Annotated in this window: 21 protein-coding genes; 7 read left to right on the top strand and 14 right to left on the bottom strand. The window is 70.8% G+C overall.

What is annotated here, in order from left to right; all coding sequences use genetic code 11:
• Positions 1-3: 3 nt before the first annotated feature.
• Complete coding sequence (locus ACIRP7_RS30580; RefSeq protein ID WP_403665754.1) at positions 4-1,497, bottom strand: hypothetical protein; 1,494 nt, start codon at positions 1,495-1,497, stop codon at positions 4-6.
• Between the two features lie 243 nt (positions 1,498-1,740).
• Between ACIRP7_RS30580 and ACIRP7_RS30585 the strand changes: the two genes are divergently transcribed.
• Together ACIRP7_RS30585 and ACIRP7_RS30590 are read left to right on the top strand one after the other, a co-directional pair.
• Positions 1,741-2,880, top strand: a complete 1,140-nt coding sequence (locus tag ACIRP7_RS30585) for an aminoglycoside phosphotransferase family protein (RefSeq protein ID WP_403665756.1) — start codon at positions 1,741-1,743, stop codon at positions 2,878-2,880.
• A 270-nt stretch (positions 2,881-3,150) separates the two neighbouring features.
• A complete protein-coding gene (locus tag ACIRP7_RS30590; protein WP_403665758.1) occupies positions 3,151-5,106 on the top strand; it encodes an N-acetylmuramoyl-L-alanine amidase in 1,956 nt (651 codons plus the stop codon).
• 52 nt (positions 5,107-5,158) lie between these two features.
• Here ACIRP7_RS30590 and ACIRP7_RS30595 read toward each other — a convergent pair whose 3' ends face one another.
• From ACIRP7_RS30595 to ACIRP7_RS30630, 8 genes are all read right to left on the bottom strand, one after another.
• Positions 5,159-5,656 (bottom strand): hypothetical protein, encoded by a 498-nt coding sequence (locus tag ACIRP7_RS30595; RefSeq protein WP_403665760.1) that lies wholly within the window; start codon positions 5,654-5,656, stop codon positions 5,159-5,161.
• Positions 5,657-6,093: 437 nt separating this feature from the next.
• Entirely contained in the window at positions 6,094-6,690 is a 597-nt protein-coding gene (locus ACIRP7_RS30600; RefSeq protein WP_403665762.1) for a CGNR zinc finger domain-containing protein, read from the bottom strand.
• Positions 6,691-6,771: 81 nt separating this feature from the next.
• Positions 6,772-7,692, bottom strand: a complete 921-nt coding sequence (locus ACIRP7_RS30605; RefSeq protein WP_403665764.1) for a universal stress protein — start codon at positions 7,690-7,692, stop codon at positions 6,772-6,774.
• A gap of 119 nt (positions 7,693-7,811) precedes the next feature.
• Positions 7,812-8,054 carry a DUF397 domain-containing protein gene (locus ACIRP7_RS30610; RefSeq protein WP_028807758.1) on the bottom strand — a complete coding sequence of 81 codons (243 nt, stop codon included), beginning with the start codon at positions 8,052-8,054 and terminating at the stop codon, positions 7,812-7,814.
• A 95-nt stretch (positions 8,055-8,149) separates the two neighbouring features.
• Entirely contained in the window at positions 8,150-9,316 is a 1,167-nt protein-coding gene (locus ACIRP7_RS30615) for a thiolase domain-containing protein (protein WP_403665767.1), read from the bottom strand.
• Complete coding sequence (locus tag ACIRP7_RS30620) at positions 9,313-10,356, bottom strand: thiolase domain-containing protein (RefSeq protein WP_403665769.1); 1,044 nt, start codon at positions 10,354-10,356, stop codon at positions 9,313-9,315. The genes ACIRP7_RS30615 and ACIRP7_RS30620 overlap by 4 nt, the downstream gene beginning before the upstream one ends.
• Positions 10,353-11,294: a Zn-ribbon domain-containing OB-fold protein gene (locus ACIRP7_RS30625; RefSeq protein ID WP_403665771.1), complete on the bottom strand. Its 942-nt coding sequence runs from the start codon at positions 11,292-11,294 to the stop codon at positions 10,353-10,355. Before ACIRP7_RS30625 ends, ACIRP7_RS30620 begins: the two co-directional genes overlap by 4 nt.
• A gap of 139 nt (positions 11,295-11,433) precedes the next feature.
• The gene (locus ACIRP7_RS30630) at positions 11,434-12,234 is read right to left on the bottom strand and encodes a crotonase/enoyl-CoA hydratase family protein (RefSeq protein ID WP_403665773.1); all 801 of its coding nucleotides are present in this window, start codon (positions 12,232-12,234) and stop codon (positions 11,434-11,436) included.
• A 177-nt stretch (positions 12,235-12,411) separates the two neighbouring features.
• Here ACIRP7_RS30630 and ACIRP7_RS30635 point away from each other — a divergent pair, with 177 nt between their 5' ends.
• Together ACIRP7_RS30635 and ACIRP7_RS30640 are read left to right on the top strand one after the other, a co-directional pair.
• The gene (locus ACIRP7_RS30635; protein WP_403665775.1) at positions 12,412-14,028 is read left to right on the top strand and encodes an acyl-CoA synthetase; all 1,617 of its coding nucleotides are present in this window, start codon (positions 12,412-12,414) and stop codon (positions 14,026-14,028) included.
• A gap of 143 nt (positions 14,029-14,171) precedes the next feature.
• Positions 14,172-16,019: a sulfatase gene (locus ACIRP7_RS30640; RefSeq protein ID WP_403665777.1), complete on the top strand. Its 1,848-nt coding sequence runs from the start codon at positions 14,172-14,174 to the stop codon at positions 16,017-16,019.
• Here ACIRP7_RS30640 and ACIRP7_RS30645 read toward each other — a convergent pair.
• Positions 15,997-16,716 carry an alpha/beta fold hydrolase gene (locus tag ACIRP7_RS30645; RefSeq protein WP_403665779.1) on the bottom strand — a complete coding sequence of 240 codons (720 nt, stop codon included), beginning with the start codon at positions 16,714-16,716 and terminating at the stop codon, positions 15,997-15,999. The two genes, ACIRP7_RS30640 and ACIRP7_RS30645, sit on opposite strands and share 23 nt — an antisense overlap.
• A gap of 213 nt (positions 16,717-16,929) precedes the next feature.
• Here ACIRP7_RS30645 and paaK point away from each other — a divergent pair, with 213 nt between their 5' ends.
• Positions 16,930-18,225: a phenylacetate--CoA ligase PaaK gene (paaK, locus tag ACIRP7_RS30650; protein WP_403665781.1), complete on the top strand. Its 1,296-nt coding sequence runs from the start codon at positions 16,930-16,932 to the stop codon at positions 18,223-18,225.
• A gap of 12 nt (positions 18,226-18,237) precedes the next feature.
• Here paaK and ACIRP7_RS30655 read toward each other — a convergent pair whose 3' ends face one another.
• Positions 18,238-19,734, bottom strand: a complete 1,497-nt coding sequence (locus ACIRP7_RS30655) for an acyl-CoA synthetase (protein ID WP_403665783.1) — start codon at positions 19,732-19,734, stop codon at positions 18,238-18,240.
• A 63-nt stretch (positions 19,735-19,797) separates the two neighbouring features.
• On the opposite strand from ACIRP7_RS30655, the gene ACIRP7_RS30660 reads away from it, so the two are divergent.
• Positions 19,798-22,194 carry a penicillin acylase family protein gene (locus tag ACIRP7_RS30660; protein ID WP_403665785.1) on the top strand — a complete coding sequence of 799 codons (2,397 nt, stop codon included), beginning with the start codon at positions 19,798-19,800 and terminating at the stop codon, positions 22,192-22,194.
• A 3-nt stretch (positions 22,195-22,197) separates the two neighbouring features.
• On the opposite strand, the gene ACIRP7_RS30665 is transcribed toward ACIRP7_RS30660, so the two are convergent.
• The 3 genes from ACIRP7_RS30665 to ACIRP7_RS30675 all read right to left on the bottom strand — a co-directional run bounded on the left by ACIRP7_RS30665 (position 22,198) and on the right by ACIRP7_RS30675 (position 25,819).
• Positions 22,198-23,751, bottom strand: coding sequence for an acyl-CoA synthetase (locus ACIRP7_RS30665; RefSeq protein WP_403665787.1), 1,554 nt, complete (start codon positions 23,749-23,751; stop codon positions 22,198-22,200).
• Positions 23,748-24,857, bottom strand: coding sequence for a nitronate monooxygenase (locus ACIRP7_RS30670; protein WP_403665789.1), 1,110 nt, complete (start codon positions 24,855-24,857; stop codon positions 23,748-23,750). The genes ACIRP7_RS30665 and ACIRP7_RS30670 overlap by 4 nt, the downstream gene beginning before the upstream one ends.
• Positions 24,858-24,967: 110 nt before the next feature.
• Positions 24,968-25,819 (bottom strand): helix-turn-helix transcriptional regulator, encoded by an 852-nt coding sequence (locus ACIRP7_RS30675; protein ID WP_403665791.1) that lies wholly within the window; start codon positions 25,817-25,819, stop codon positions 24,968-24,970.
• Between the two features lie 87 nt (positions 25,820-25,906).
• Between ACIRP7_RS30675 and ACIRP7_RS30680 the strand changes: the two genes are divergently transcribed.
• A complete protein-coding gene (locus ACIRP7_RS30680) occupies positions 25,907-26,683 on the top strand; it encodes an SDR family NAD(P)-dependent oxidoreductase (protein WP_403665793.1) in 777 nt (258 codons plus the stop codon).
• Positions 26,684-26,942 lie beyond the last annotated feature (259 nt).

Here is a 26,942-nt window from a genome sequence, read left to right on the forward strand (position 1 = left end):
ACCTCACGCCCGTGCGCTGTTGCCATCCCTTCCCTTCTGCTTCGGCAGCGCCAGCCTGATCTCCTCGCGCAGTTCGCTGATCTTCGGGTAGCTGGAGTACTCGGCGGTGAGCCGGTACATCTGACGCAGCCGGTCCCAGGTGCGGTGGGAGGAGTTGGAGCCCATGGAGACCAGCGCCAACCGCGCGTACCGGTCGGCCTGTTCGGGGTCGTCGGCGATGAAGCAGGCCGAGGCCATCGACAGGAAGTCGAAGATCTTCGACCGCTGACGTCCGTCGACCCGCAGGGCGAGCGCCTTCTCCGCGTAGTGCTGGGCGTGCGCGGCCGCACTGGGGTCGTGCTCGGCCAGGGTGCGGTAGGCCAGGGCCTGCATGCCGTACAGGTCCTCCTCCTTGAAGGTCTGCATCCAGCTCGGCGGTGGCACGTCGCTCTTGTCGGAGACGAAGAGGTCCTCCGCCTGTCCCAGGGTGCGGCGCATGGCCTGGCCCTTGCCCATGGATGCCTGTGCCCAGGCCTCGATGGTGTAGAGCATCGCCTTGGTGCGGGGCAGCACCTCTTCTCCGGAGCCGGACCGGGCGAGCTTCATCAGGTCGAGCGCGTCGTCGGGCCGGCCCAGGTGCACCATCTGACGGGCCGCGCGGGAGAGCGCCTCGCCGGCCCGGGGCCGGTCACCGCCCTCTCGCGCGGCATGGGCGGCGATGACGAAGTACTTCTGGGCGGTGGGTTCGAGGCCGACGTCGTGGGACATCCAGCCCGCGAGGACGGCCAGGTTGGCGGCGACGCCCCACAGACGCCGCTGGAGATGGTCGGGGTGCCGGTAGGCGAGCATGCCGCCCACCTCGTTGAGCTGGCCCACGACCGCCTTGCGCTGGAGGCCGCCGCCACGGGCCGCGTCCCAGGCCCGGAAGACTTCGACGGAGCGCTCCAGCTCCTCGATCTCCTGCGACCCGATGGGGGCGGCCTCGTAACGGTCGAACCCGGCGGGGTCGGCGTGCAGGGGGTCGTCGAACTGGGGGGCATCGGCGGTGAGGGCCGGATCGGTGTGCAGCCAGTCGTGCATGGCGCTGCTGAGTACGGATCCCGCGGTGAGCGCGGCACCCGCGCCCACCAAGCCGCGTCGGTTGAGCATGAGGTCCATTCCCGTGAATTCGGTGAGGACCGCGGCGGTTCGGTCGGGCGCCCACGGCATGCCGTCGGGATGTTCCGCGCTCCCGTCGCCCTGCCGTTTCCCCGTACGCCCGTGCCGGACCAGACCGAGGTCCTCAATGGTCACGACACGGCCGAGACGCTCGGTGAACAGAGCTGCCAGCACCCGTGGCACCGGATCGCGCGGGATCTCTCCCATGTCGATCCACCGCCGCACCCGCGAGGTGTCGGTCGAGAGCTGGGGATGGCCCATGGCCGCCGCCTGCCGGTTGACCAGCCTCGCGAGTTCACCCTTGGACCAGCCGGCCAGGCCGAACAGGTCCGAAAGTCGGGCGTTGGGTTGTCCGCTCACGTCAAGCCCCCAGGTTCTCGGCTGAGTTGACAGTAGCCCCGGGTCAGTTGCTCCGGGACTATTCGCCAGGGTTCGCCAGGGTGCGCCAGATGGTGTGCCACGGGGCATATGCGCTGAGGTAGGAACGCGCCACCCCGACCCGGACCGCACAGGGACATTCCCCAGGGTGCACCCGGTGGTCCGGATCGGGCGGCGCACTGCTTCTCCAGGCACAGCAGGCACACGAAGGGATCTGTCTCTCCCATGTACGCAGCATCGTCCTCCGTGTCCGCCCCGCCCAGGTCGCCGCATCTCCGCCCGGCGGGCGGTGGCCCCTACCTCGACCCCGCGCGGCCGACCGCCCCCGTACCGGGTACGGGCAGGGCACGGCGCGTTCCGGGGCTCGGCACCCAACCGCTCAGCGGGAGACTCGACTTGTCCGGCCCCCAGGGCGCCCAGCTGCGCACGGCGATCGCGTCGGTGCACCGGATCTGCCCGGAGTTCGCCCCGGTGCAGGTGCTGCGCCGCAGCGGGCGCTCCGTGCTCCTGGTCGGTACGACGGGACGCAGCACGGCCGTCGCCAAGTGTTTACTCGACCACTCCCCCGTATGGGCCGAGCGCATCCGGCACGAAATAGCCGCATACCGTTCGTTCGTCCGGCACCGGCCCCCGGTGCGCGTCCCGCGGCTGATCGCGGCGGACCCGGACAACTGCACCCTGGTCATCGAGCGGATGCCCGGCAGGGCGGCGGCGCTGCACCGGCATCCCGCGGAATCCCCGCCCCGCGCGGACATCAGGGCGGCGCTCGGCGCGGTCTGCCGGCTCAACGCCTGGCGTCCGCCCGCGGGCACCTTCGACGCCCCGCTCGACTACGCGGCCCGCATCTCCCGCTACCACGAACTGGGGCTGCTGACCGACCGCGACCTGGGCGACCTGCAGAAACTGCTGCACGGCATCGCGCACTCGGCGGGCCGGCAGGGCATGGGCCAGTTCTGCCACGGCGACGCACTGCTCCCGAACATCCTGCTCTCACCGGCCGGTCCAGTGCTGGTGGACTGGGAGCACGCGGGCTGGTATCTGCCGGGCTACGACCTGGCGACGCTGTGGTCGGTCCTCGGCGACGCCCCGGTGGCGCGTCGTCAGATCAGCCAGATCGCCCAGTCGGCGGGCCCTGCCTCGCGGGACGCGTTCCTGGTGAACCTGATGCTCGTGCTGACCCGTGAGATCCGTACCTACGAGACGGCCGTGCAGCGTTCGATGCACGACGCGACCCCGGCGGCACCGGGCCCCGCCCACCCGGGTGCCGCGCCGTCCGGCGAGGAACAGCGGCTGCTGCTGAGGCGGCTGCACGACGACTGCCAGCTGGCCCGTCGGGCCGTACGCGCGGCGGTCGGCACTCGCTGACGGGGACGACGGTCCGCGGTGCGCCCTGTGAAGCGGCGCGCTGCGGACCGTCGTATGTCCGGGGCGTCTTCGCGAGTGGCGGTCATTGGTGTACGCCACTGACGCCCCGCAGGCCCGCGGGGCCTGCGCCACGAAACTCCCGTGAACCCGGATTGACATGGGAAATTCCCTGCCTCTGGGCATGATTGACGGATCGTCGACAAGCCGGTAGCACTGACGCACGCCCGGCCCCGCTCGGCTCATCGCGCTCGATCGTCCCTGGAGGCTGCATTGCGAGGATCCGCCACCGACCCCAACAGAGCCACCCGGAGGGTGTTCGGCACGCTGGCCGGCACCGCCCTGCTGCTGCCCCTGCTCGGCGCGGCCCCGTCGTCGGCCGAGGACTCGGCGGCCGGCCTCCAGCGGGCCTTCGCCGCGGCGGCCGCCGAGTACCACGTGCCGCAGAGCGTCCTGCTGGGTGTCTCGTATCTCCAGTCCCGCTGGGACACGCACGCCGGCGCGCCGAGCGTGACCGGGGGCTACGGGCCGATGCACCTGACCGACGCCCACACCGCGCTCGCCACGGCGCCGCACCACAGCGAGGGCACCGAGGACGCGCGCGGCGACAGCGCCCGCGCCGCCCTGCTGCCCGCCACGAAGATCCCGGAGCCCGCCGAGCTCCCCGGCCGCCTCGAAACCCTGCCGAAGGCCGCTGAGCTGACCGGCCTGAGCGCCCAGGACCTGCGCACCGACCCCGCGGCGAACGTCGCCGGCGGTGCCGCGCTGCTGGCCGCCGCCCAGCAGGACCTGGGCGAACCGCCGAGCCAGGACCCGGCCGACTGGTACGGAGCGGTGGCCCGCTTCTCCGGCGCGGACGACAGCGCGACCGCGGCGGCGTACGCGAACGACGTCTTCGACGTGCTGCGCACCGGCGAGGAACGCATCACGGACGCCGGTCAGCGGGTCGCGCTGGCCGCCCGCCCGAAGCTCGCCCCGGACACCGCACAGCTGGCCCGGGCGGGCCTCAGGAAGCCCAGCGCGGGAAGCACCGAGTGCCCCAAGACGGTGTCCTGCGAGTGGATCCCGGCGCCGTACGAGGAGTTCGGGGACAACGACTACGGCAACCACGACCTGGGCGACCGTCCGGCCTCGCAGAGCATCAAGTACATCGTCATCCATGACACCGAGGGCACCTGGGAGGGCGTCCTCAACCTGGTGCAGGACCCGACCTATGTGTCGTGGAACTACACCCTGCGCTCGACCGACGGTCACATCGCCCAGCATGTGAAGGCGAAGGACGTGGCCTGGCACGCGGGCAACTGGTACATCAACGCCAAGTCGATCGGTCTGGAGCACGAGGGCTTCCTGGCCAATCCGGACGCCTGGTACACGGAGGCGATGTACCGGTCCTCGGCGCGCCTGGTGAAGTACCTCTCCGCGAAGTACGGCATTCCGCTGGACCGGCAGCACGTCCTCGGCCACGACAACGTGCCCGGCCCGACGACCTCGACCGTCGCGGGCATGCACACCGACCCCGGCCCGTACTGGGACTGGCGGCACTACTTCGAACTGCTGGGCCACCCGTTCAGGGCCAGCGCCCCCAAGCAGGGCGGCCTGGTGACGATCCGGCCGGACTACGCCACCAACCAGCCGCAGTACACGGGCTGCGTCACCAAGGGCGAGCCCTGCGCGTCCCACGGTTCGAGCGAGGTGCGGCTCTACTCGGCCCCCGACGAGAACTCCGCCCTGATCACGGACATCGGTCTGGGCGGCAGGGCCCCGACGACCGACGTCAACGACCTGTCGTCACGGGTCTCGACCGGCCAGCAGTACGCGGTTGCCGGGCGCGACGGCGACTGGACGGCGATCTGGTACCTGGGCCAGATGGCCTGGTTCAAGAACCCCGAGGGCGACCCGACGGCGGTGAGTGCCGCCGGTCTCGTCGTGACCCCCAAGGAGGGCCTCGACAGCGTCCCGGTGTACGGCCGCGCCTACCCCGAGGCCACCGCCTATCCGACGGGGGTGCCCGCGCAGGCGGTGTCGCCACTGCCGTACAAGGTGCTCAAGGGCCAGACGTACGTGATCGGTGACAAGGTGCCCGGCGAGTACTACTACGCGGTCACCTTCACGACGGACTCGCACAAGGTCGTGGTCGGCAAGGACCTGTACTACGAGATCCAGTACGGCCACCGGGTGGCGTTCGTGCGCGCGGCGGACGTCGACGTGAAACCCTCGGTGCGGCGCTAGCGGGAACAGGCGGGGGACGCCGTCCGGGACGGTGTCCCCCCACTGCCGGTAGTCAGCCCTGCTGGAAGAGCTCCGCCGGCAGGGGCTTGAGGAGGGCGTACAGGTCGTCCGTGATCGGGCGGTCCCACGCGGCGATGGTCACCAGGACGTTGTCGCTGCGGTCGAACTGGACGCAGGAGATCCGGCTCTCGGAGAGCTTGAGGCGGCGCACGATCAGGAGGTTGTCGCCCTGCATCACCGGCATGTCCTCGGTGTCGGTGACGGTCACCTCCTCGTCGTTCTCCAGCGCGAGCAGCAGCTGGGCCACCTCGAAGGGGACCTGTCCCTCGGGGACCTCGCGGGCCGGTGAACCCTCGGGGAGGTTGCCGATGATCATCGCGGGGCCGCGGCCGCCGAAGAGGTCGTAGCGCAGGAAGACGCCCTGGCAGGTGCCGTCGGGAGCGGGCAGGAGCCCCGCGCCGAGGTTGCCGGGCCAGTCGCCCGGGTCCATGGCCAGTACGTCGAAGTCTGGACCGGCGGGGGTTGCGCTGCGGCGGCGGAGGAACGACATGCGCCCATGGTAATGGGCAGTCACGTGGTCGTGCGGGCGCAGGTACGTGGGGGGGGGCGGGTCGCGGGGTTTCCCGCACTCCCGCTCGGGACCCCTCACCGTTCTCGTGTTCGTACAGCACGTCGAGGAAGTAGATCAGCCCGCCGACGCCGGCCGGCGCTGCGGCGGTGACCACCCCGACGATCCCGAGGTCGAGGACGGCGAGCCCCGTCACCATGAGGGCCGCCTGAAACCGAGCGTTTCGAGCCCGGCCAGCGGCTGGTCACGGACGGGGATCGTGGCCCCGACGCGGGCGCCGGCCTCAATGGGCGCGTCGGCGTCGACCAACCGGCCGTCCGCTGAAAGCAGTTGGCCACGGCATTCGTCGGTCACTGCTTCTTGCGCCATGTCCCGCGGAACGCCCGCAGCCGTTCTGCTTTCTGGAACCGCCTGCGACGTCACTGCTTCCGGTGACGCTCATGGTGCCGTGCCACCCGGGCGCGGTTGCCGCAGGAGGGCTTGCACCACTCCTGCCGCGGATGATCCTTCAGGAAGTAGCGCACGCAGCGCGGGGCATGGCAGGCGCGCAGCCGCCGCCGGTCGGCTCCGGCGAGAAACGCGATCGCGGCCTGCGCGAGTACGGCCGTGAGGTCGGCGCCCCGGGGCGACGGCCGCCGGTGTACGACGGGTTCGGCGCCGTCGGTCCAGTGCAGGACGGGGACGGTCGGAGTGCGGGCGGCGGCCGCGTTGAGGCGGGCGACCGCCTCGGGCACCGGCAGGAGGCGTGCCGCGTCGGCGGGGCTGGGCGCGTCGGGGCGCACGGCGCGGGCGAACAGCGCGCGGACGGCGGCCCGCAGGTCACGCACTGCGGCGAGGGTCTCCTCGTCGACGGCGAGATCCGAGGCGTCCGGCAACGTCCCGGCATGTTCCCGGACCCAGGCGGTGAGACCGGCGAGGTCGCTCAGGTCGTCGGCGACGCCGCCGTGTCCGTCGTGCCGGACGGTGAGGGCCAGGTCCAGGGCGAGACGGGTGTCTCTGGTGATCGTGTCCTGCATGCGGTTAATGCTAGATGTCGCAACACCCATTAGTGCACTGTCATGGCGGTGCGTGATCCAGTGGGAAGGCCCGGGCGGCCGTCAGTCCTCCGGGAGGTCCTGCGGCTCCACCGCCCCGGGCGGTACCACCGCCACAGGGCAGGCGGCATGCAGCAGGACGGCCTGGGTGACGGACCCCATCAGGCGGGCCGGCGCCAGCAGGCGGCGCCGGTGCCGGCCGACCACGACCAGGTCGGCGCCCTTGGAGGCCGCGACCAGATGTCCGGCCGCGTCGCCCGGGGGCACGTACGGTTCGGCGACAACCCCGGGGTGGCGGGCGATGTGCGGGGCGAGGAAGCCCTCGGCGAGGGCGCGGGTCTCGTTCGCCACAGCGTCCTGGTCGATCTTGGGCGGGATCATCTCGCCCGGTGCCGCCCAGCTCTGCAGGGGCCACTGGTAGGCGGAGACCACCTGGAGGCGGGCGCCGCGCAGACCGGCCTCGCCGAACGCGAAGTCGAGGGCGGCGTCGTCGGGGCTGTCGACGTGCAGGCCGACGACCACACGCGGGCCCGGCCCGGTGGGCGCCTCGCCGTCGACCTCGCGCCCGGGGCGGGGCACCACGACCACGGGGCACTCGGCGTCACGGGCGGCGGCCATGCCGTTGGAGCCGAGCAGCAGGCCGGCGAAACCACCCCGGCCCCGGGAGCCGAGCACGAGGAGCTGGGCGGTGGAGCCGAGTTCGGGCAGCACGGCACCGGGTGCGCCCTCGACACCGAGGTACTCGGCCGGCGGCTGGTCGGGCCGGTCCACCAGACGGGTCCGTACCCGGTCGAGGACGGGATCGTCGTCCGGGTCCGGTGCGCCGGCGACAAGGATGTCGGGCTGGGCCCAGACGGCGTACTGCCGTACATGCACCACCCGCAGCGGCGCTCCGCGCCGGCGGGCCGCGTCGAGCGCCCAGTCCAGGGCGCGCAGGCTGTCGTCCGAACCGTCCACCGCGGCGATCACCGGCAGGGTGCTCATGTGTTCCTCGCTTCCGGAAGGACGACCCTCCCCTTCCTGGGGTCAGCCTCGCTCAGGCGTCGGCCCCGGGAAGGTCCTCAAGGTCGCGTGTCCGGAAAAAGGGAAGGAACACCGACTGCTCAGGTGAGGTCGAACTCTCCTTCCCGCGCCCCTGACACGAACGCGCCCCACTCCGCGGGGGTGAAGATCAAGGAAGGGCTCTCCGGGCGGCCGCTGTTGCGCATCGCGATGAACCCCTCGACGAAGGCGATCTGCACATCCCCCCGACCGCGGCTGCTCGAGTGCCAATCGGCGTTGCTCAGGTCCAGCTCCGGCTTCTCCCAGCCCATGAGCGGCTGCTGCTGGATGGTGGTCTCGGCCACGTCCGTGCTCCTCCCGATTGCGTCGTCCGCGGCCAGCCTAGCGATCGACCCGGACCGCCGACAGGCCACGTGAGGGGGACCTTTCAGGAGTCAATTCACGCATCGGGGGGCTCAGACCCCACGAGCCACATGGAGAAGAACTGGGATCCGCCGCCGTAGGCGTGCCCGAGCACCTTGCGGGCGCCCTCCACCTGGTGTTCCCCTGCCTGTCCGCGCGCCTGAAGGGCGGCCTCGGCGAAGCGGATCATGCCGGAGGCGCCGATCGGATTGGTGGAGAGCACTCCGCCCGACATGTTGACGGGCAGATCCCCGTCCAGTTCGGTGACCCCGGCCTCGGTGAGCTTCCAGCCCTCGCCCTCGTCGGCGAAGCCGAGGTTCTCCAGCCACATGGGCTCGTACCAGGAGAACGGCACGTACATCTCGACGGCGTCGATGTCCCGGCGCGGGTCGGCGATCCCGGCCTGCCGGTACACATCGGCCGCGCAGTCCTTGCCCGCCTGCGGCGACACGGCGTCCTTGCCGGCGAACAGGGTCGGCTCGCTGCGCATCGCGCCGCCCAGCATCCAGGCGGGCGGCCGGGGTGCTCGCGCGGCTCCTGCCCGGTCGGTGAGCACCATGGCGCAGGCGCCGTCCGAGGAGGGGCAGGTCTCGGAGTAGCGGATCGGGTCCCAGAGCATGGGTGAGGCCTGGACCTTCTCCAGGGTGATGTCGTGCTCGTGCAGATGCGCGTACGGGTTCTTGAGCGCGTTGCGGCGGTCCTTGTACGCCACCAGGGAGCCCACCGTGTCGGGGGCGCCGGTGCGCCGCATGTACGCCCGCACGTGCGGTGCGAAGAAGCCGCCCGCTCCGGCCAGCAGGGGCTGCTGGAAGGGGATCGGCAGGGACAGGCCCCACATGGCGTTGGACTCGGACTGCTTCTCGAAGGCGAGGGTCAGGACGGTGGGGTGCACTCTCGCCGCCACCAGGTTCGCAGCGACCAGGGCCGTGGAGCCGCCGACGCTGCCCGCCGTGTGCACGCGCAGCATCGGCTTGCCGACCGCGCCGAGCGCGTCGGCCAGGTACAGCTCCGGCATCATGACGCCCTCGAAGAAGTCGGGCGCCTTGCCGATCACCACGGCGTCGATGTCGGCCCAGGTCAACTCGGCGTCGTCGAGTGCCCGTCGGGCCGCCTCCCGGACGAGCCCGGCGATCGAGACGTCCCGGCGGGCGGCGACGTGCTTGGTCTGGCCGATGCCTACGACGGCCACGGGCTCCTTGCTCATCGGGGATCCCCTTCGAGTACGGCGACCAGGTTCTGCTGGAGACAGGGCCCGGAGGTGGCGTGGGCCAGGGCGCGGTCGGACTCGCCCCGGTGGACACGGGCGGCGGCCTCGCCGATGCGGGCGAGTCCGGCGGCCATCATCGGATTGGCGGCGAGAGCACCCCCGGACGGGTTGATCCGGGTGGAGTCGTCGAGTCGCAGGGCCTTGCGAAGGACGACCTCCTGCGAGGTGAACGGCGCGTGCAACTCGGCGGTGTCCACGGGTCGTTCGAAGGCTCCGGCCCGCTCGGCCGCCAGGCGGGTGGAGGGCGAGTCGGTCAGGTCGCGGACGCCGAGCGAGTGCGCCTCGATGCGGTGGTCGATGCCGCGGATCCAGGCAGGGCGCTCACACAGGTCCCTGGCTCGCTCCCCCGCCGCGAGGACCACGGCGGCGGCCCCGTCCCCGATGGGCGGGCAGTCTCCGGTGCGCAGCGGGCGTACCAGGTAATCCCCTTGCGGCACAGGGCCCTTGAGCTGTGCGCGCGGATTGTCGGTGCTGCGGCTGCGGGCGCCGATCGCGGCCAGTTCGCGCTCGTCCGTGTCGCCCGCGTCGATGAGTGCCTGGGCCTGGAGGGCGGCGAGGGCGACGGAGTCGGGCCACAGGGGGGCGACGTAGTAGGGGTCCAGCTGCCGGGTGAGCACGTCGCGCAGGGAACCGGGCGAGGACTTGCCATAGGAGTACACCAGCGCGGTGTCGGCGTCGCCGGACAGCAGCTTGGTCCATGCCTCGTACAGCGCCCAGGCCCCGTCCGTCTCGACGTGCGACTCGGAGATGGGCGGCCAGGCGCCGACCCCGTCGAGGGCCAGCGTGAAGGAGAAGGCGCGCCCCGCGAGGTAGTCGCAGGAACCCGAGCAGGTGAAGCCGATGTCGGCGGTCTTGAGCCCGGTCTGCGCGATGACCTCGTGCAGGACCGGCATGAGCATCTCCACCTCGGACAGTTCCTCGGTGGAGCGCAGGGTGTCGGACTGGGCGAAGGCGACAACCGCGATGTCACGCGTCACAGCAGCTCCTTGTACGTCTCGTAGTCCGCGTCGGGTTCACCGGTGGGCCGGTAGTGGTCCGGATAGCGGCCGCCCTCGGTCCACACCGGCTCGACCCTCAGGCCCATGCGCACCTGGTCGTACGGGATGCCGCCGATCCGGCCGTGCAGGGCGAGGTCGGCGCCGTCGAGGGCGATGTGGGCGTAGACGTACGGCACGTCGATGTCGAGGTTCTTCGCCTTGATGTTGACGATGCAGAAGGTGGTCACTGTGCCGGCAGGACCCACTTCCACCTGTTCCGCCGTGGCCACACCACAGGTGGGGCAGGCACCCCTGGGCGGGACGTACACCTTGCGGCAGGACGGGCAGCGCTCGCCGACGGCCCGGCGTTCGGCGAGGGCGTTGATGTAGGCGGTCTGGGCGCGGCCCGGTGAGTAGGTGTAGTCGAGGCGGGCCTCGGCGACGATGCCGTGGACCGGGTCCTCGAACTCGCCGGTGTGGAGGGTCACTTCGGAGTCGTCTCCGTCGTACGGCTCGAAGCAGGCGATGTCGGCGATGGCACCGGTGCGTTCCTCGGCCCAGCGGACCCGGACGCGCATGCCGGTGCGGACGGCGTCGGGGCCGGGGGCGTCGAGGGCGTGCAGCAGGGCGGTGTCGGCGCCGTCGAGCTTCACCAGGACCCAGGCGAAGGGCGTGTTCAGCGGCTGCCCGCGACGCGGTTCGTGATTCCAGGCCCAGGTGGTGACGGTCCCGGTGAGACCGACGGGGACGAGATCGCGGATCTCCTCGGCGGTGACGGGGTCGTACTCGACGGGCGGGACCAGGGTGCGGCCGTCGCGGGTCTTCACTCCGAGGATCACGCGTTCCCGCAGACCGGTCAGGAAGGCGCTCTGGACGGGGCTGAGCGAGCGGGTGAAGGGGAATTCGACGACGAGTGGGGCCTTGAGTACATCCGGCATCGGCGCATACCTCCTAGGAGGATCGGGTGCGGGAGACGCCCGTGAGGGGCGCGGGGCAGTGACATCTGCGGCTCCGCCGCGTGGGCGCGACCAGCCACATACGGCCCGCGGCTGCGAACCGGCCGAGGCCGACGAGGCATTACGCCCGCTTGTAGTCGGGCGGCCGCTTCTCGGCGAAGGCTCGCGCTCCTTCCTTGGCGTCGACGGTGTCGAAAATCGGCCATCCCCGCTTCAGCTCGGCGGCCAGCCCGGCCGTCTCGGTCATCTCGGCCGTCTCGTAGACCGAGGCCTTCACCGCCTCGACGGCCAACGGGCCGCAGGCGTTGATCAGTTCGGCGATCTCCAGGGCCTTGGCAAGAGCCGTGCCGTCGGGGACGACATGGCCGATCAGTCCGATGTCGGCGGCTTCCCGTGCGGTGTACGGGCGCCCCGTGAGCAGCATCTCCAGCGCGTGTGTGCGCGGAATCTGGCGCTGCAGCCGGACCGTTGAGCCACCGATCGGGAACAGGCCTCGCCTGACCTCGAAGAGGCCGAAGGTCGCCGACTCCCCGGCGACCCGGATGTCGGTGCCCTGGAGCATCTCCGTGCCGCCCGCCACGCAGTACCCCTCGACGGCCGCGATCACCGGTTTTCGAGGGCGGTGATGGCGCAGCATCGCCTTCCAGTGCAGGTCCGGGTCGGCGGTCAGCCGCTCCCGGTACTGCTCGCCGCCGGTGCTCTTGCCCGCGAGAGCCTTGAGGTCCATGCCGGCGCAGAACGAGTCGCCCGCGCCGGTGAAGACCACCGAGCGGATCGAGTCGTCCGCGTCCGCCTCCAGCCAGCCGTCGTACAGGCCGACCAGCATCGGCAACGAGAGCGCGTTCTTCGCCTCGGGCCTGTTGAGCGTGAGCACCAGTGTGGCGCCCTCGCGCTGGATGTCGAGGTGTTCCGTGCCACCCATCGACCGTCTCCCCTCTGCCAGAACGAGAACAGGTTGCAGTAGGCGCCGATGCACTTCAAGGGTTTTCTGACAGACAGTCAGATTTCTTCGCGCGAGCCCTTCACAGTCACGCCGCCCTTTGCTCTGATGACCGGCGAACCGTCACAAAGCCAGGCCGGGATCAGTTCAGGAGGAACGGTGGAGTACAACCTTGCCGACCTGTTCGAGTCGGTCGTCGACGTGGTGCCGGACCGTGAGGCTCTCGCGTACATCGACATTCCCGGTACGGGCGGGGAGCGACGGCTGACGTACGCGGAACTGGACGCCGCGGCCAATCGCATCGGTCACCATCTGCTCGACAGCGGAGTACGGGCCGGTGAGCATGTCGGGCTGCACCTCTACAACGGGGTGGAGTACGTGCAGGCGCTGCTGGGCTGCCTGAAGGCGCGGATCGTCCCGGTCAACGTCAACTACCGGTACGTCGAGGAGGAGTTGGTCTACCTCTACCGGGACGCGGACCTGGTGGGGCTCGTCTTCGACACCGAGTTCACCGACCGGGTGGCGGCCGCACTGCCGCACGCGGAACGGCTGCGGCACCTGATACGGGTCGGGGAGGCGGAGCCGGGCGCGCTACCGGCGGTGGACTTCACGGACGCCGAGGCTTCCGGGTCGCCCGGGCGCGGGTTCCCGGCGCGTTCGGCCGACGACCAGTTCATCATCTACACCGGCGGGACCACCGGGATGCCCAAGGGGGTGATGTGGCGCCAGGAGGACCTGTTCTTCTCCGGGCTGGGCGGCGGCGCACCGACCGGGGATCCGGTCGAGCGGCCCGAGGAGCTCGCCGAGCGGGTCGCGGCGGGCGGGGCGGGGATCACCTTCTTCCCCACGCCCCCGCTGATGCACGGCACTTCGACCCTGACCGCTCTCATCGGCTTCAACTTCGGCCAACGGGTCGTGCTGCACCGCAAGTTCGTGCCCGAAGAGGTGTTGCGGACCGTCGAGCGGGAGAAGGTCAGCGCCATGTCGCTGGTGGGCGACGCGATGCTGCGGCCGCTCATCGACGCGCTGGAGGGTCCGATGAAGGGCACCGACATGTCGTCGGTGTTCAGTGTGTCCTCGTCGGGCGCGATCATGTCGGACACGGTGAGCCGGCAGTTCCGGGCGCTCGTGCCGAACGCCATGCTGCTCAACAACTTCGGCTCCTCCGAATCCGGCTTCAACGGGACGGCGACGGAGGACTCCGGTCCCGAGCGCGGCTTCCGGGTCCGGGTCAACTCCCGCACCCAGGTGGTCGATCCGGCCACGCACGAGCCGGTGCCCGTGGGCGAGGTGGGCCGGGTGGCGCAGTGCGGCCATGTGCCGCTCGGCTACTACAACGATCCGCGGAAAACCGCCGAGACCTTCTTCGAGAAGGACGGCGCGCGGTGGGTGCTGCTCGGCGACATGGCCACCGTCGACGAGGAGGGGATCGTCACCGTTCTCGGGCGGGGCTCGCAGTGCATCAACACGGGCGGCGAGAAGGTGTACCCGGAGGAGGTCGAGCAGGCGCTCAAGGCGCATCCGGATGTGTACGACGCGCTCGTGGCCGGAGTGCCGGACGTGAAGTGGGGGCACCACGTGGCCGCCGTCGTGCAGTTGCGCCGGGGGGCGGCGCGGATGTCCCTGGATGATCTCCAGACGCACTGCCGGACGCGGCTCGCGGGGTACAAGGTGCCGCGCCAGCTGGTGATCGCGGAGTCCATCCGCCGGTCGCCGAGCGGCAAGGCGGACTACCGGTGGGCACAGAAGGTGGCGGTGGCGGCCACGGACGGATGACGGCCGATCCCAGCCCCGTGCGATTGAACCGAACGTGACGTGCGAACGTACTGGTGATGGCAGGCTCGGTCAGCGGGCCCTGTTCGTCATGCCGTCGTGGCAGGACCGCACGCCACAGCAAGACCGCACGGAAGGACCACCGGGTGTCGCTCTTCACGCGCTCTCGTCAACTGCCGGACACCACTCGGGACGAGGCGGATACGGACGGTGGAGGTGCGACGGGGGAAGAGGTGACGGAAGAGGTCGCAGAGGAGACCGGGACAGTCGAGAGAGGGACGGCCGAGAGCACCGAGGCCGCCGAGACCACTCGGGCCGCCGACGCCTCCGAGGCCGGCGAGTCCCCGCGCCCCGGCTGGTTCGGCTGGCGCCGCCGCTACCCCCGTACGGCCCGTGGTGTGTCCGTGGGGACGAGCGTGCTGGCCGCACTTCTGGTGCTGCTCGTGCTGCTCTTCCCGAACCGGCTCGACCACATGAACCTCCGGTCGTTCTTCCGTCTCCCCGTCGAGGCGATCGTCATCGCGGCCGTCCTCCTCGTGCTGCCGCCGAAGGCACGCCGGATCGCGGCGGTCGCCCTCGGGGTGTTCCTCGGACTGTTCACCGTCCTGAAGTTCCTCGACATGGGCTTCTACCAGACCCTGGCCCGGCCGTTCGACCTGGTCTTCGACTGGATCATGCTGGGCAACGCCACGGACTGGCTCAGGGAGACGTTCGGCCGCACCGGCGAGATCCTCGCGGTGATCGGGGTGATCGTCCTTTTCCTCGCCCTGCTCGCGCTGTGCACGTGGGCGATGGTCCGGCTGACGAACGTGATGTCCCGGCACCGTTCCACGGCCGTCGGCACCACCCTCGTCCTCGGCACGGTGTGGGTCACCTGCTTCACGGTGGGCGTGCAGTTCGGCGGTGTCTCGTTCGCCACCAAGGGCAACACCGAGTTCCTCGCCAACCGTGTGCAGCACGTGCGCAACGGACTGGGCGACGCCAAGGTCTTCGAGAAGGAGTCCGCCGTCGACGCCTTCGCCGCGACCCCTCCCGACCAGCTTCTGACCGGTCTTCGCGGCAAGGACGTCCTCTTCACGTTCATCGAGAGCTACGGCCGGGTGGCGATCGACGACCCGGCGATGGCACCGGAGATGGACGCGACGCTCAAGAAGGGCGACGCGACGCTCAAGGCGGCCGGTTTCGCGTCCCGCAGCGGCTGGCTGAGGTCGCCCGTGACGGGCGCCGGCAGCTGGATGGCCCACTCGACGTTCCTGTCCGGTCTCTGGGTCAAGAACCAGCAGCGGTACCTGAACCTCACCTCCAGTGACCGGGCGACCCTCACCAGCTACTTCCAGAAGACCGGCGACTGGCGCACGGTCGGCATCGTGCCGGGCGTGCGCAAGTCCTGGCCCGAGGGCAAGTACTTCGGTCTCGACCACATCTACGACTCCACGCACCTCGGCTACAAGGGCCCCTACTTCAGCTGGACGCCGGTGCCGGACCAGTTCAGCCTGGAGGCGTTCCAGAAGCTGGAGCACGGCAAGAAGAACCGCGACCCGATCATGGCGGAGATCATCCTGGCCTCCAGTCACAACCCTTGGTCGCCGATCGCCCACACGATCGACTGGAACGACCTCGGTGACGGTTCGGTCTTCGAGCAGATCAAGAAGGAGGGCACGAACCCGACGGAGGTCTGGAAGAGCCAGGAGCGGGTGCGCACCGAGTACCGAAAAGCCATCCAGTACTCCGTGGACAGCCTGACCCAGTGGATGCAGCGCTACGGCGACGACAACACGGTCCTGGTCTTCCTCGGCGACCACCAGCCCGTCCCGACCGTCACCAAGGGCTCCACCAGCAGGGACGTGCCGATCACGATCGTGGCCAAGGACCCGAAGGTACTGGACCGGGTCGACGACTGGAACTGGACGGACGGTCTCAAGCCCGCCGACAACGCGCCCGAGTGGGGCATGGACAAGTTCCGCGACCGCTTCATGACGGCGTTCGCGAAGTGACGTCCGGGGGCGCCTCCAGGAAGGGCACGACGACTGCCAGGAACTCCTCCGGCCTGGCCTCGTGCACCTGGTGACCGCCGCCGACGGTCACCAGCCGGGCGGCGGGAATCACTGAGGCCAACAGGACGACCTGCTCCTGCGGGATCGCACTGGTGGTACCGCCCCCGATGAGCAGCGTGGGCATGGTGATCCGCTCCATGTGGTCCCACCACACGGGGTCCGGGGCGTTGCGCTGCGCGTCGGTGGCCCGCAGCATGGCCCAGTCGAAGGGCGGGTCGGTGTCCGGAGCGGGGGCAGGTGGTCGCGGCGGGTCGAGGGGCATCGGCGCGGGAACGTCCTCCAGGACCAGCCGTCGTACGACACCGGGCGCGTGCTGCGCGAGGAGGTAGGCGACGGCCCCACCTAGCGAATGACCCACGACGTCGGCACGCTCGACACCCAGCGCGGCCAGGAAGCCGAGCATGTCGTCACGCATCGCCTCGTACCCGTACGCTCCCGGCCAGTCGCTGCGCCCGTGCCCCCGCAGATCGGGCGCGTACACGCGGCGCGGTCGTGCTCCCATGGCAAGCCGCTCGGCGATCCGGGTCCAGTCGGCCCCGTCCGCACCCCGGCAGTGCAACAACAGCACGGGCGGCGCGTCCTCGCGGCCCCAGGACCGGTACGCGAGGGTGATGCCGTTCGCCTTGACGAAGTCCATGCCGGCGACCGTATCCGGAGGGACGGTCGGCCGAGTCCCGGCTCTGCTCAGGGCAGAGCGCCGACGCGAGGAGCAGCGGCTGGTCGGTGGGTTCCGCCCCTGAATCGCGCCGACCTCTTGCCTCGACCCCCCTCGCCTGGATTACTGATCCCCAGCACCTCGACCGAATGATCGGTCGTCCGTAATGATGGGGTTGGCGGAAGGGACGTTCCGATGGCGGATACGGCGGAGCTGCTGGACTCGGGCGAACGACTGGATGCCGGTGCGTTGCGGGCGGTGCAGCTGGAGCGGTTGCGGGCGTCGCTGCGGCACGCGTACGAGCACGTGCCGTTCTACCGGGAGTCCTTCGACCGGGCCGGTGTCCGGCCGGACGACTGCCGGTCCCTGGCCGATCTGGCCGGGTTCCCGTTCACCACGAAGGCCGACCTGCGCGAGAACTACCCGTACGGGATGTTCGCCGTGCCCCGGGACCATGTGCGCCGCATCCATGCCTCCAGCGGCACCACCGGACGCCCCACGGTCGTCGGCTACACCGAGAACGATCTCTCCCTGTGGGCCGACGTGGTGGCGCGTTCCCTCCGGGCGGCCGGCGCCCGACCCGGAGACGTGGTGCATGTGGCATACGGCTACGGACTGTTCACCGGCGGGCTCGGCGCACACTATGGTGCCGAACGGCTCGGCTGTACGGTCGTCCCCGCGTCCGGTGGCATGACGGCACGCCAGGTCCAGCTCATCCAGGACCTGGAACCCCGGATCATCATGGTGACCCCGTCGTACATGCTCACGCTGCTCGACGAGTTCGAGCGACAGGGCGTCGATCCGCGGAGCACCTCCCTGCGGGTGGGCGTCTTCGGTGCCGAACCCTGGACCGAGGAGATGCGCCGGGAGATCGAGGAGCGGTTCGCGATCGACGCGGTGGACATATACGGGCTGTCCGAGGTGATCGGGCCGGGCGTGGCGCAGGAGTGCGTGCAGACCAAGGACGGGCTCCATGTGTGGGAGGACCATTTCTTCCCCGAGATCGTCGACCCGATCACCGGGGAGGTCCTGCCGGACGGCGAGCGGGGTGAGCTGGTGTTCACCTCGCTCACCAAGGAGGCCATGCCCGTCATCCGGTACCGGACCCGGGATCTGAGCCGGCTGCTGCCGGGCACGGCCCGGGTGTTCCGGCGGATGGAGAAGGTCACCGGCCGCAGCGACGACATGGTGATCCTGCGCGGGGTGAACCTCTTCCCCACCCAGATCGAGGAGATCGTCCTGCGCACCCCGGGCGTCGCGCCCCACTTCCAGCTCCGGCTCACCCGCGAGGGCCGCCTGGACGCCCTCACCGTGCGCGCGGAGGCCCGGTCCGGCGCCACCCCCGAGGCCCGCGAGGTCGCCGCGCGGGCCATCGCGGCGGCCGTCAAGGACGGCATCGGGGTGTCGGTCGCCGTCGAGATCGTCGAACCGGAGTCCCTGGAGCGGTCCGTCGGAAAGATCCGCCGGATCGTCGACCTGCGCCCCCGCTAAGGCCCTGGCCCCTCACGACGAGAACCGGTCCCGCAGCTCCCGTTTCAGGATTTTTCCGCTCGCGTTCCTCGGCAGCTCGTCCACGAACACCACCCGCTTGGGCGCCTTGAAGTGGGCGAGCTTCTCCCGCGCGTGGTCGAGCAGTTCCGCCTCGGTGACCTCGCCGCGAGGGACGACCACCGCGGTGACGGCCTCGATCCACCGCTCGTCGGGCAGGCCGACCACGGCGACCTCGGCGACCGCGTCGTGCGTGTACAGCGCGTCCTCGACCTGGCGTGAAGCGACCAGCACCCCACCGGAGTTGATGACGTCCTTCACCCGGTCGACGATCGTGAAGTAGCCGTGCGCGTCCCGCACCGCGAGATCGCCGGAGTGGAACCAGCCGTCCCGGAAGGCCGCTTCGGTCTCCTCGGGCTTGTCCCAGTAGCCCTCGCACAACTGCGGCGACTTGTAGACGATCTCGCCGGGCGTACCGTCCGGCACGTCCTTGCCGTTCTCGTCCACGACCCGCGCGTCGACGAACAGGACGGTTCGGCCGCAGGAGTCCATCCGCCCCTTGTGCTCGTCGGGCGCGAGGACGGTGGCCAGCGGGCCGATCTCGCTCTGGCCGAAACAGTTGTAGAACGCCAGCTTCGGCAGCCGCTCGCGGAGTCGTTCCAGGACGGGCACCGGCATGATCGAGGCGCCGTAGTACGCCTTGCGCAGCCCGCTGAGATCGCGCGTGTCGAAGTCGGGCCGGTTGGCCAGGCCGATCCACACCGTGGGCGGGGCGAAGAGGCTGTCCGCGCGGCCCTGTTCGATCAGGTCGAAGAGACGGTCGCCGTCGGGGGCGTCGAGGATGATGTTCGTCGCGCCGACCGCGAGGTACGGCAGCAGGAACACGTGCATCTGGGCCGAGTGGTACAGCGGCAGCGAGTGCACGGGTCGGTCGCCCGCGCTGAGATCGCAGGCGGTGATCGCGCTCAGGTACTCGTGGACCAGGGCGCGGTGGGTCATCATCGCGCCCTTGGGCAGGGCTGTCGTCCCGGAGGTGTAGAGCAGCTGGACGAGGTCCTCGCTGCGCGGCTCGGGGCCGTCGTACGGCGGTGTCGCGGCGAGGCGTGTCAGCAGCGAGTCGGCGGAATCCCTCAGCGGCAGCGCGCGTGCACCGTCCGGCAGCCGTCCCGCGAGGTCGGGATCGGCGAGGACGAGGGTGCTGCCCGACTGGCCGACGATGTACGCGAGATCGTCACCGGTGAGGTTCTGGTTGACCGGCACATGCACCAGCCCCGCGCGGGCGCAGGCAAGGAAGGCGATCAGATACGCGTCCGAGTTGTGGCCGTAGGCGCCGACCCGGTCACCGCGTGAGAGACCTTCACCGAGCAACACGCTCGCCGCACGCGACACCGCGTCGTCGAGCTCCTCGTACGTCCACGATCGCTCGCCGTACTCCACCGCGACGCGCGCCGGGGTGCGCCGGGCGGTGCGGCGCAGCACCCCGTCAACCGTACTGCCGTGTCCAGGCGTCATACGGGACAACCTACCGGTTGGTACGCTCAACCGCTCCTTCCCTCAACGACGTTGGGAGGCACGATGCGCACCCGCCCCAGACGCGCCGTCGTCGCGGCCGTGGCCCTGTTCGCCGCCGTCGGCACACTGCCCGCCGCAGCCGCGCAGGATCAGCAGCACCAGGAACATCCGTCGCACGGCGGTCTGTCCGCCACCATCCGCTACACCGAGTACGGCATCCCGCACATCCTCGCGAAGAACTACGCCGACCTCGGCTTCGGCACCGGGTGGGCGCAGGCCGCCGACCAGGTGTGCACGCTCGCCGACGGGTTCGTGACCGTGCGCGGCGAGCGTGCGCGTTTCTTCGGGGCGGACGCGGCCTCCGACTCGGCGCTCTCCTCCGCCACGAACAACCTCTCCAGCGACCTGTACTTCCGCGGCGTGCGGGAGGCGGGGACGGTGGAGAAGGTGATGGCCCAACCGGCGCCGCTCGGGCCGAGCCGTGCGGTGAAGGACCTGATGCGGGGCTTCACCGCGGGCTACAACACCTGGCTGAAGAAGAACCGCATCACCGACCCGGCCTGCAAGGGCGCAGGCTGGGTGCGCCCGGTGACGGTCCAGGACGTCGCCGCGCGTAACTTCGCGCTTGCCGTGCTGGGCGGTCAGGGCCGGGCCGTGGACGGCATCACGGCCGCGCGGCCGCCCGCGTCCACCGCCCCGACGGTCGGGGCACCGGACGCCCGGGACACCGCCCGCGCGGCCCGGGACCTCTTCGCGGCAGACTCCGCCGACATGGGCTCCAACGCCGTCGCCTTCAGCGGGGCCACCACGGCGAACGGCCGCGGGCTCCTCCTCGGCAACCCGCACTACCCCTGGCAGGGTGGACGCCGCTTCTGGCAGTCGCAGCAGACCATCCCCGGCGAACTGAACATCGCGGGCGGCTCACTGCTCGGCTCGGCGACGATCTCCATAGGCCACAACGCCCAGGTGGCCTGGAGCCACACGGTGGCCACCGGCATCACTCTCAACCTGCACCAGCTCACCCTGGACCCGGCCGACCCGACCACGTACCTGGTGGACGGCAAGCCGGAGCGGATGACCGAGCGCCGGGTGACCGTTGCCGTCAAGGACGGCGATCCGGTGACGAAGACCCAGTGGTGGACGCGGTACGGCCCGGTCGTCACCTCGCTCGGGGCCGCGCTGCCGCTGCCCTGGACCACCACGACGGCGTACGCCCTCAACGACCCGAACGCCACCAACCTGCGCGCCTCCGACACGGCCCTCGGCTTCGGCAAGGCCCGCAGTACGAGCGAGGTGCTGGGCGCGTTGCAGCGCACGCAGGGGCTGCCGTGGGTCAACACGATCGCCGCCGACTCGCGCGGGCACACGCTGTTCACGCAGTCCCAGGTGCTGCCCCGGATCACCGACGAACTGGCCCAGCGCTGCTCCACTCCCCTGGGCAGGGTCACCTACCCGGCCTCGGGAGTGGCGATCCTCGACGGCTCGCGCGGTGACTGCGCCCTCGGCAGCGATCCGGACGCCGTACAGCCGGGGATCTTCGGGCCCGCGAAGATGCCGGTGCTCAAGGACGCGCCGTACGCGGAGAACTCCAACGACAGCGCCTGGCTGGCCAACGTCGAACGGCCGATCACCGGGTACGAGCGGGTCTTCGGCACCGTGGGCACGCAGCGCTCGATGCGTACGCGTGGGGCCCTCCAGGACGTGTCCGCGATGGCCGCGCGGGGGCGGTTGACCGTACGGGACGTGCAGGCGCAACAGTTCGCCAACCGGGTGACCGCGGGCGGTCTCGTGGCGGCGGACGCGGCGAAGGCATGTGCGGCGTTTCCCGGCGGTACGGCAACGGGCAGTGACGGCAGTGCTGTTGACGTCAGCGCGGCTTGTGGGGTGCTCGCGGCCTGGGACCGCACCGCGAACACCGACAGCCCGGGCGCGCTCCTCTTCGACCGGCTCTGGCGGAAGCTGCCCAGTTCCACGCTGTGGAAGGTGCCGTTCTCGGCGGCCGATCCGGTGAACACCCCCAACACTCTCAACACCGACTCACCCGCCTTCGCGACGGCCCTCGCGGACACGGTCACCGAACTCAGGGCGGCCGGCATCCCGCTGGACTCGCGGCTCGGCGAGCACCAGTTCGTCGCCCGGAACGGCAAGCGCATCGCCGTTCCGGGCGGCACCGAGTCGCTGGGGGTGTGGAACAAGGTCGAACCGGTGTGGAACCCGGCGGGCGGCGGATACACGGAGGTGACCACCGGGTCCAGCTACATCCAGGCGGTGGGCTGGGACGGCGGCCGCTGCCCGGTGGCCCGCACCCTGCTGACGTACTCCCAGTCCTCGAACCCGAACTCGCCGCACTACAGCGACCAGACGCGGTTGTTCTCGGCGGAGCGGTGGGTGACGTCCCGGTTCTGCGAGAAGGACATCATGTCGTCGCCGGCGCTGCGGGTCCTGCGGGTGCGCTCATGAGGCTCACACCGGTCGCGGGCGCCCCTCCCAGTACGGCTCCCGCAGCCGTCGCTTGTACAGCTTGCCGTTGGGATCCCGGGGCATCTCGGTGATGAAGTCGACGCTCTTCGGGCGCTTGTAGCCGGCGAGTTGGGCGGCGCAGTGGGCGAGGAGGTCTCCGGCCAGGTCCGGCCCGGGCGTGTGGCCCGGGGCCGGTTCCACCACGGCCTTGACCTCCTCGCCCCAGTCGTCGTGCGGGATGCCGAAGGCGGCGGCGTCGGCGACGGCGGGGTGCTGCAGCAGGACCGACTCGATCTCGGCGGGGTAGATGTTGACCCCGCCGGAGATGATCATGTCGATCTTGCGGTCACGGAGGAAGAGATAGCCGTCCTCGTCGAGGAGGCCCAGGTCTCCGACGGTGAAGAAGTCACCGATGCGGTTCTTCTTCGTCTTGGCCTCGTCCTTGTGGTAGGCGAAGCCGCCGGTGTTCATCTTCAGGTACACGGTGCCGAGTTCGCCGGGCGGCAGCCGGTTGCCGTCGTCGTCGAAAATCGCGAGCTCGCTGATGGGCCAGGCCTTGCCGACCGTCCCCGGCTTTTTCAGCCAGTCCTCGGCGGTCGCGAAGGCTCCCCCGCCCTCGCTGGCCGCGTAGTACTCCTCCACACAGGGCCCCCACCAGTCGAGCATTGCCCGCTTGACGTGGTCTGGGCAGGGGGCGGCGCCGTGGATGGCGTGCCGCATGGACGAGACGTCGTAGCGTGCCCGGACGTCCTCGGGCAGGGCCAGCAGGCGGTGGAACTGCGTCGGGACCATGTGGGTGTGGGTGCACCGGTGGGTGTCGATCAGCCGCAGCATCTCCTCCGGCGTCCACTTGTCCATCAGCACCAGCCGGTGGCCGATGTGCAGGGACGCGGCCGCGAACTGGAGGACGGCGGTGTGGTAGAGCGGCGAGCAGACCAGGTGGACGTTGTCGCCGAAGGGCCGGATCCCGAAGATGCCGAGGAAGCCGCCGAGGTACGCCTCCTCCGGGAGCTTGCCGGGCAGGGGGCGTCGGATACCTCGGGGGCGGCCCGTCGTGCCCGAGGTGTAGTTCATGACCCAGCCGAGTTCGCGGTCCGAGGGCGGTGACTCGGGTTGTCCGTCGAGGAGCTCGGCGTACGGCCGGAAGCCCTCGACCTCGCCGACGGCGTACCGGTGGCTCGCCGCCAGGCCCGCCTCGTCGGCCGCCTGCCGTGCCGCGTCGGCGAAGCGTTCGTGGGCGAGGAGGACCTTGGCACCGGAGTCGGCGACGATCCAGGCGATCTCGGGGGCGACGAAGTGGTGGTTGATGGGGACCAGGTAGAAGCCGGCCTGGCTGGCGGCGAGGTGCGCGGTGAAGAACTCCGCGCTGTTGGGCAGGACGACGGCGAAGGCGTCCCCGCGTTCGAGTCCGGCGGCGCGCAGGCCGTGGACGAGCTGGTTGGCGGCGGCGTGCAGGCGGTCGGCGGTCCAGGGCGAGCCGTCCGGGGCGATGAGGACCGTACGCGAGGGGTCTTGGGTGGCCTGGGCCCAGAAGCCCGCGGGAGCTGTGCTCGTCACTGGCCGCTCCTTCCGGCGATGCGGTTGATGCGATCGACGGCTTTCTCGAAGCCGCGGGTGAGGTCGTCGAAGACGGCCTGGACGCTGCGTTCGCTGGTCATCCGGCCGACGATCTGGCCGACGGGTGTGCCCAGCAGTGGCTCCACCTCGTACTTCTGGATGCGTGAGACGGCGTCGGCGACCAGCAGTCCCTGCAGGGGCATGGGCAGGGTGCCGGGTCCGTCGGCGGAGTCCCAGGCGTCGGTCCATTCGGTACGGAGCTGGCGCGCGGGTTTCCCGGTCAGCGCGCGGGAGCGGACGGTGTCGCCGGAACCGGCCGCGAGGATCTTCTCGATCAGCTTGGGCGAGGGCAGTTCCGCCTCTGTGGTGGTCAGCCATATGGAGCCGAGCCACACACCCTGGGCGCCGAGTGCCAGCGCGGCCGCCACCTGCTGCCCGCTGCCGATGCCGCCCGCCGCCAGCACGGGCAGCGGGTCCACGGCGTCGACGACCTCGGGCGTGAGGACCATGGAGGCGATGTCCCCGGTGTGACCGCCGGCCTCGTAGCCCTGGGCGACCACGATGTCGATGCCGCCCTCCTTGTGCTTGACCGCGTGCCGGGCGCTGCCCGCGAGGGCGGCGACCAGGACGTCCTGGTCGTGTGCGCGGGCCACCACGTCGGCGGGCGGGGAGCCGAGGGCGTTGGCGAGCAGCCGGATCGGATAGTCGAAGGCGACGTCCAGCTGGTTGCGGGCGACCTGCTCCATCCAGCCCGTGATGCGCCACCCGGACACCTCGCCCTCGGCGAGTTCGGGCACGCCGTACTTGGCGAGGGTGTCCTTGACGAACTGCCGGTGCCCCTCCGGGATCATCGCCTCGACATCCGCCTCGGTCACCCCTTCGACCTTCTTGGCGGGCATGACGACGTCCAGGCCGTACGGCTTGCCGTCGACGTGGGCCTCGATCCAGTCGAGGTCGCGCTTGAGTTCGTCGGGCGCCGTGTAGCGGACCGCGCCGAGCACTCCGAAGCCACCGGCCCGGCTGATGGCCGCGGCGACGGCGGGGAACGGCGTGAAGCCGAAGACGGCGTGCTCGACTCCCAGTTTCTTGCTCAGCTCCGTCTGCATGGGCGCAGGATGCCGCAGACCTGCGGACGACGGAAGAGGTTTTCTGATGCTCCGTCAGATTCAGGTCGCGGAGCGGAGCCGTGTGCGGGACGGGGCCGGGGACCGGCGGCTCAGCCGGGGACGTCCAGCCGCTGGGTGCCGACGACCGACAGCAGCCGTAGCGCCTCTTCGGACGGGGAGCCGGGTACCGCCGTGTAGATCACGACGCGTTGGTCGCGGTCGGCGATGTCCAGGACGTCGCAGTTGACGGCGACCGGGCCGACCACGGGGTGGTCGAAGGTCTTGCAGAGGGTGGGGCGGGCCGTGACGTCGTGGGCCGCCCACAGCCGGGCGAACTCCTCGCTGCCGTCGAGGAGTTCGGCCACCAGGCCGCTCACCTCGGGGTCGTCGGGATAGCGGGCGGAGGCGGCACGCAGCTGCTGCACCGAGGTGACCGCGAACTCCTCCCCGTCCGACACCCCGTACAGGCGCCGTCCCTCCGGGTGCGGGCCGAGGAAGGCACGCCGGACGAGGTTGCGATCGCAGCGGGAGAGGGCGGAGAAGTCCTCCATGAGGGCTGCCGCCAGGTCGTTCCAGGCGATGACCTCGTGGGTGGCCGAGATGACGATCGCGGCGGCCTGCGGCAGCCGGTGCAGCAGGTCGACGACGCTCTGGCGCACCTCACGGGAGGGACCGGGCCGCGGACCCGGCGGAGTGCCGGCGAGGTGGTGGAGGTGGTCGCGTTCGGCGTCCGACAGGCGCAGGGCGCGGGCCACCTGTGCCAGGACCTCCAGGGAGGGGCGGGGGCCGCGCGCCTGCTCCAGCCGGGTGTAGTACTCGGTGGAGATGTACGCCAGCTGCGCCACCTCCTCGCGGCGCAGGCCCGGGGTACGGCGGCGCGGTCCGGCGGGCAGCCCCACGTCGGAGGGGGTGATGCGCTCGCGCCGGCTGCGCAGGAAGTCGGCCAGTTCTCGTCGGTCCACGTCCCCAGTGTGCGCGGGGTCCGGGCCGCCCAGCCAGGTACCACCTGTGCCTGGATAGGGATCGCGCCCGGAGGAAGGCTCGTCGGCATGACCAACACCACGATCACCCCCCTGCTCGCCGACAAGGTCGCCTTCGTCACCGGTGCCGGACGCGGCATCGGCGCGGCGGCCGCACGACTGTTCGCCCGGGAGGGCGCCCGCGTTCTGCTCGCCGCCCGCACCGAGACCCAGCTGAAGGCCGTGACCGAGGAGATCCGCGCCGCCGGCGGCACCGCCGACTACGTCCTGTGCGACCTCGCCGACCCGGCGAGCGTCCAGGCCGCCGTGGACCGGGCCGTCGAGCTGTACGGCAGGCTCGACGTCGCCTTCAACAACGGGGCGACGATCCAGCAGCCCGGGCCCATGGACCAACTTCCCGAAGCCGACTTCGATCATGTCCTCGCCGTCAACCTCAAGGGTCCCTGGCTGGCGATGAACGCCGAGGTCGCCGCGATCCGCGCCACCGCCGGAACCGGCGCGATCGTCAACAACTCCAGTGTCGGAAGCCTGATGGCCAACCCGTGGCTGCCCGTGTACGGCGCCGCCAAGCGGGCGGTCAACAGCCTCACCGCGTCGGCCGCCGCTACGTACGGCCCGGAGGGCATCCGGGTCAACGCCATCGCCCCCGGCACCACGCTGACGGAGATGATCGACGAGTGGGAGGCGAGCTCCCCGGGCATCGTCGAGCAGCTCGTCGCGCAGACCCCGCTGGGCCGCGGTGCCGACCCGGCCGAGATCGCCGAGGCCGCGGCCTGGCTGCTGAGCGACCGGGCCTCGTACGTCACCGGCGTGGTACTCCGCGTGGACGGCGGCAGCCAGGCCTGAGGGGGCGCGGTGAGCGACACGGCAGCCGGACTGAGGGCAGACGCACGTGCCCGACCCACGGCAGCCAAGCCCGAAGACACACGCACACGAGCCGCGCGCGACAACCGAGCCCGAAGACACACACGAACGGCGCACGGCAGCCGGGCCGAGGGCAGACGCACGCGCCCGACCCACGGCAGCCAAGCCCGAAGACACACGCACACGAGCCGCGCGCGACAACCGAGCCCGAAGACACACACGAACGGCGCACGGCAGCCGG

Source organism: Streptomyces sp. NPDC102270 (genome assembly GCF_044766405.1).
In the GTDB taxonomy this organism is placed as follows: domain Bacteria; phylum Actinomycetota; class Actinomycetes; order Streptomycetales; family Streptomycetaceae; genus Streptomyces.

Bases quoted from the DNA above. Each gene is read 5' to 3' on its own strand.
- ACIRP7_RS30585 (WP_403665756.1), top strand. From the start codon at position 1,741: ATGTACGCAGCATCGTCCTCCGTGTCCGCCCCGCCCAGGTCGCCGCAT.
- ACIRP7_RS30595 (WP_403665760.1), bottom strand. From the start codon at position 5,656: ATGTCGTTCCTCCGCCGCCGCAGCGCAACCCCCGCCGGTCCAGACTTC.
- ACIRP7_RS30600 (WP_403665762.1), bottom strand. From the start codon at position 6,690: ATGCAGGACACGATCACCAGAGACACCCGTCTCGCCCTGGACCTGGCC.
- ACIRP7_RS30605 (WP_403665764.1), bottom strand. From the start codon at position 7,692: ATGAGCACCCTGCCGGTGATCGCCGCGGTGGACGGTTCGGACGACAGC.
- ACIRP7_RS30615 (WP_403665767.1), bottom strand. From the start codon at position 9,316: ATGAGCAAGGAGCCCGTGGCCGTCGTAGGCATCGGCCAGACCAAGCAC.
- ACIRP7_RS30625 (WP_403665771.1), bottom strand. From the start codon at position 11,294: ATGCCGGATGTACTCAAGGCCCCACTCGTCGTCGAATTCCCCTTCACC.
- ACIRP7_RS30630 (WP_403665773.1), bottom strand. From the start codon at position 12,234: ATGGGTGGCACGGAACACCTCGACATCCAGCGCGAGGGCGCCACACTG.
- ACIRP7_RS30645 (WP_403665779.1), bottom strand. From the start codon at position 16,716: ATGGACTTCGTCAAGGCGAACGGCATCACCCTCGCGTACCGGTCCTGG.
- paaK (WP_403665781.1), top strand. From the start codon at position 16,930: ATGGCGGATACGGCGGAGCTGCTGGACTCGGGCGAACGACTGGATGCC.
- ACIRP7_RS30655 (WP_403665783.1), bottom strand. From the start codon at position 19,734: ATGACGCCTGGACACGGCAGTACGGTTGACGGGGTGCTGCGCCGCACC.
- ACIRP7_RS30660 (WP_403665785.1), top strand. From the start codon at position 19,798: ATGCGCACCCGCCCCAGACGCGCCGTCGTCGCGGCCGTGGCCCTGTTC.
- ACIRP7_RS30670 (WP_403665789.1), bottom strand. From the start codon at position 24,857: ATGCAGACGGAGCTGAGCAAGAAACTGGGAGTCGAGCACGCCGTCTTC.
- ACIRP7_RS30680 (WP_403665793.1), top strand. From the start codon at position 25,907: ATGACCAACACCACGATCACCCCCCTGCTCGCCGACAAGGTCGCCTTC.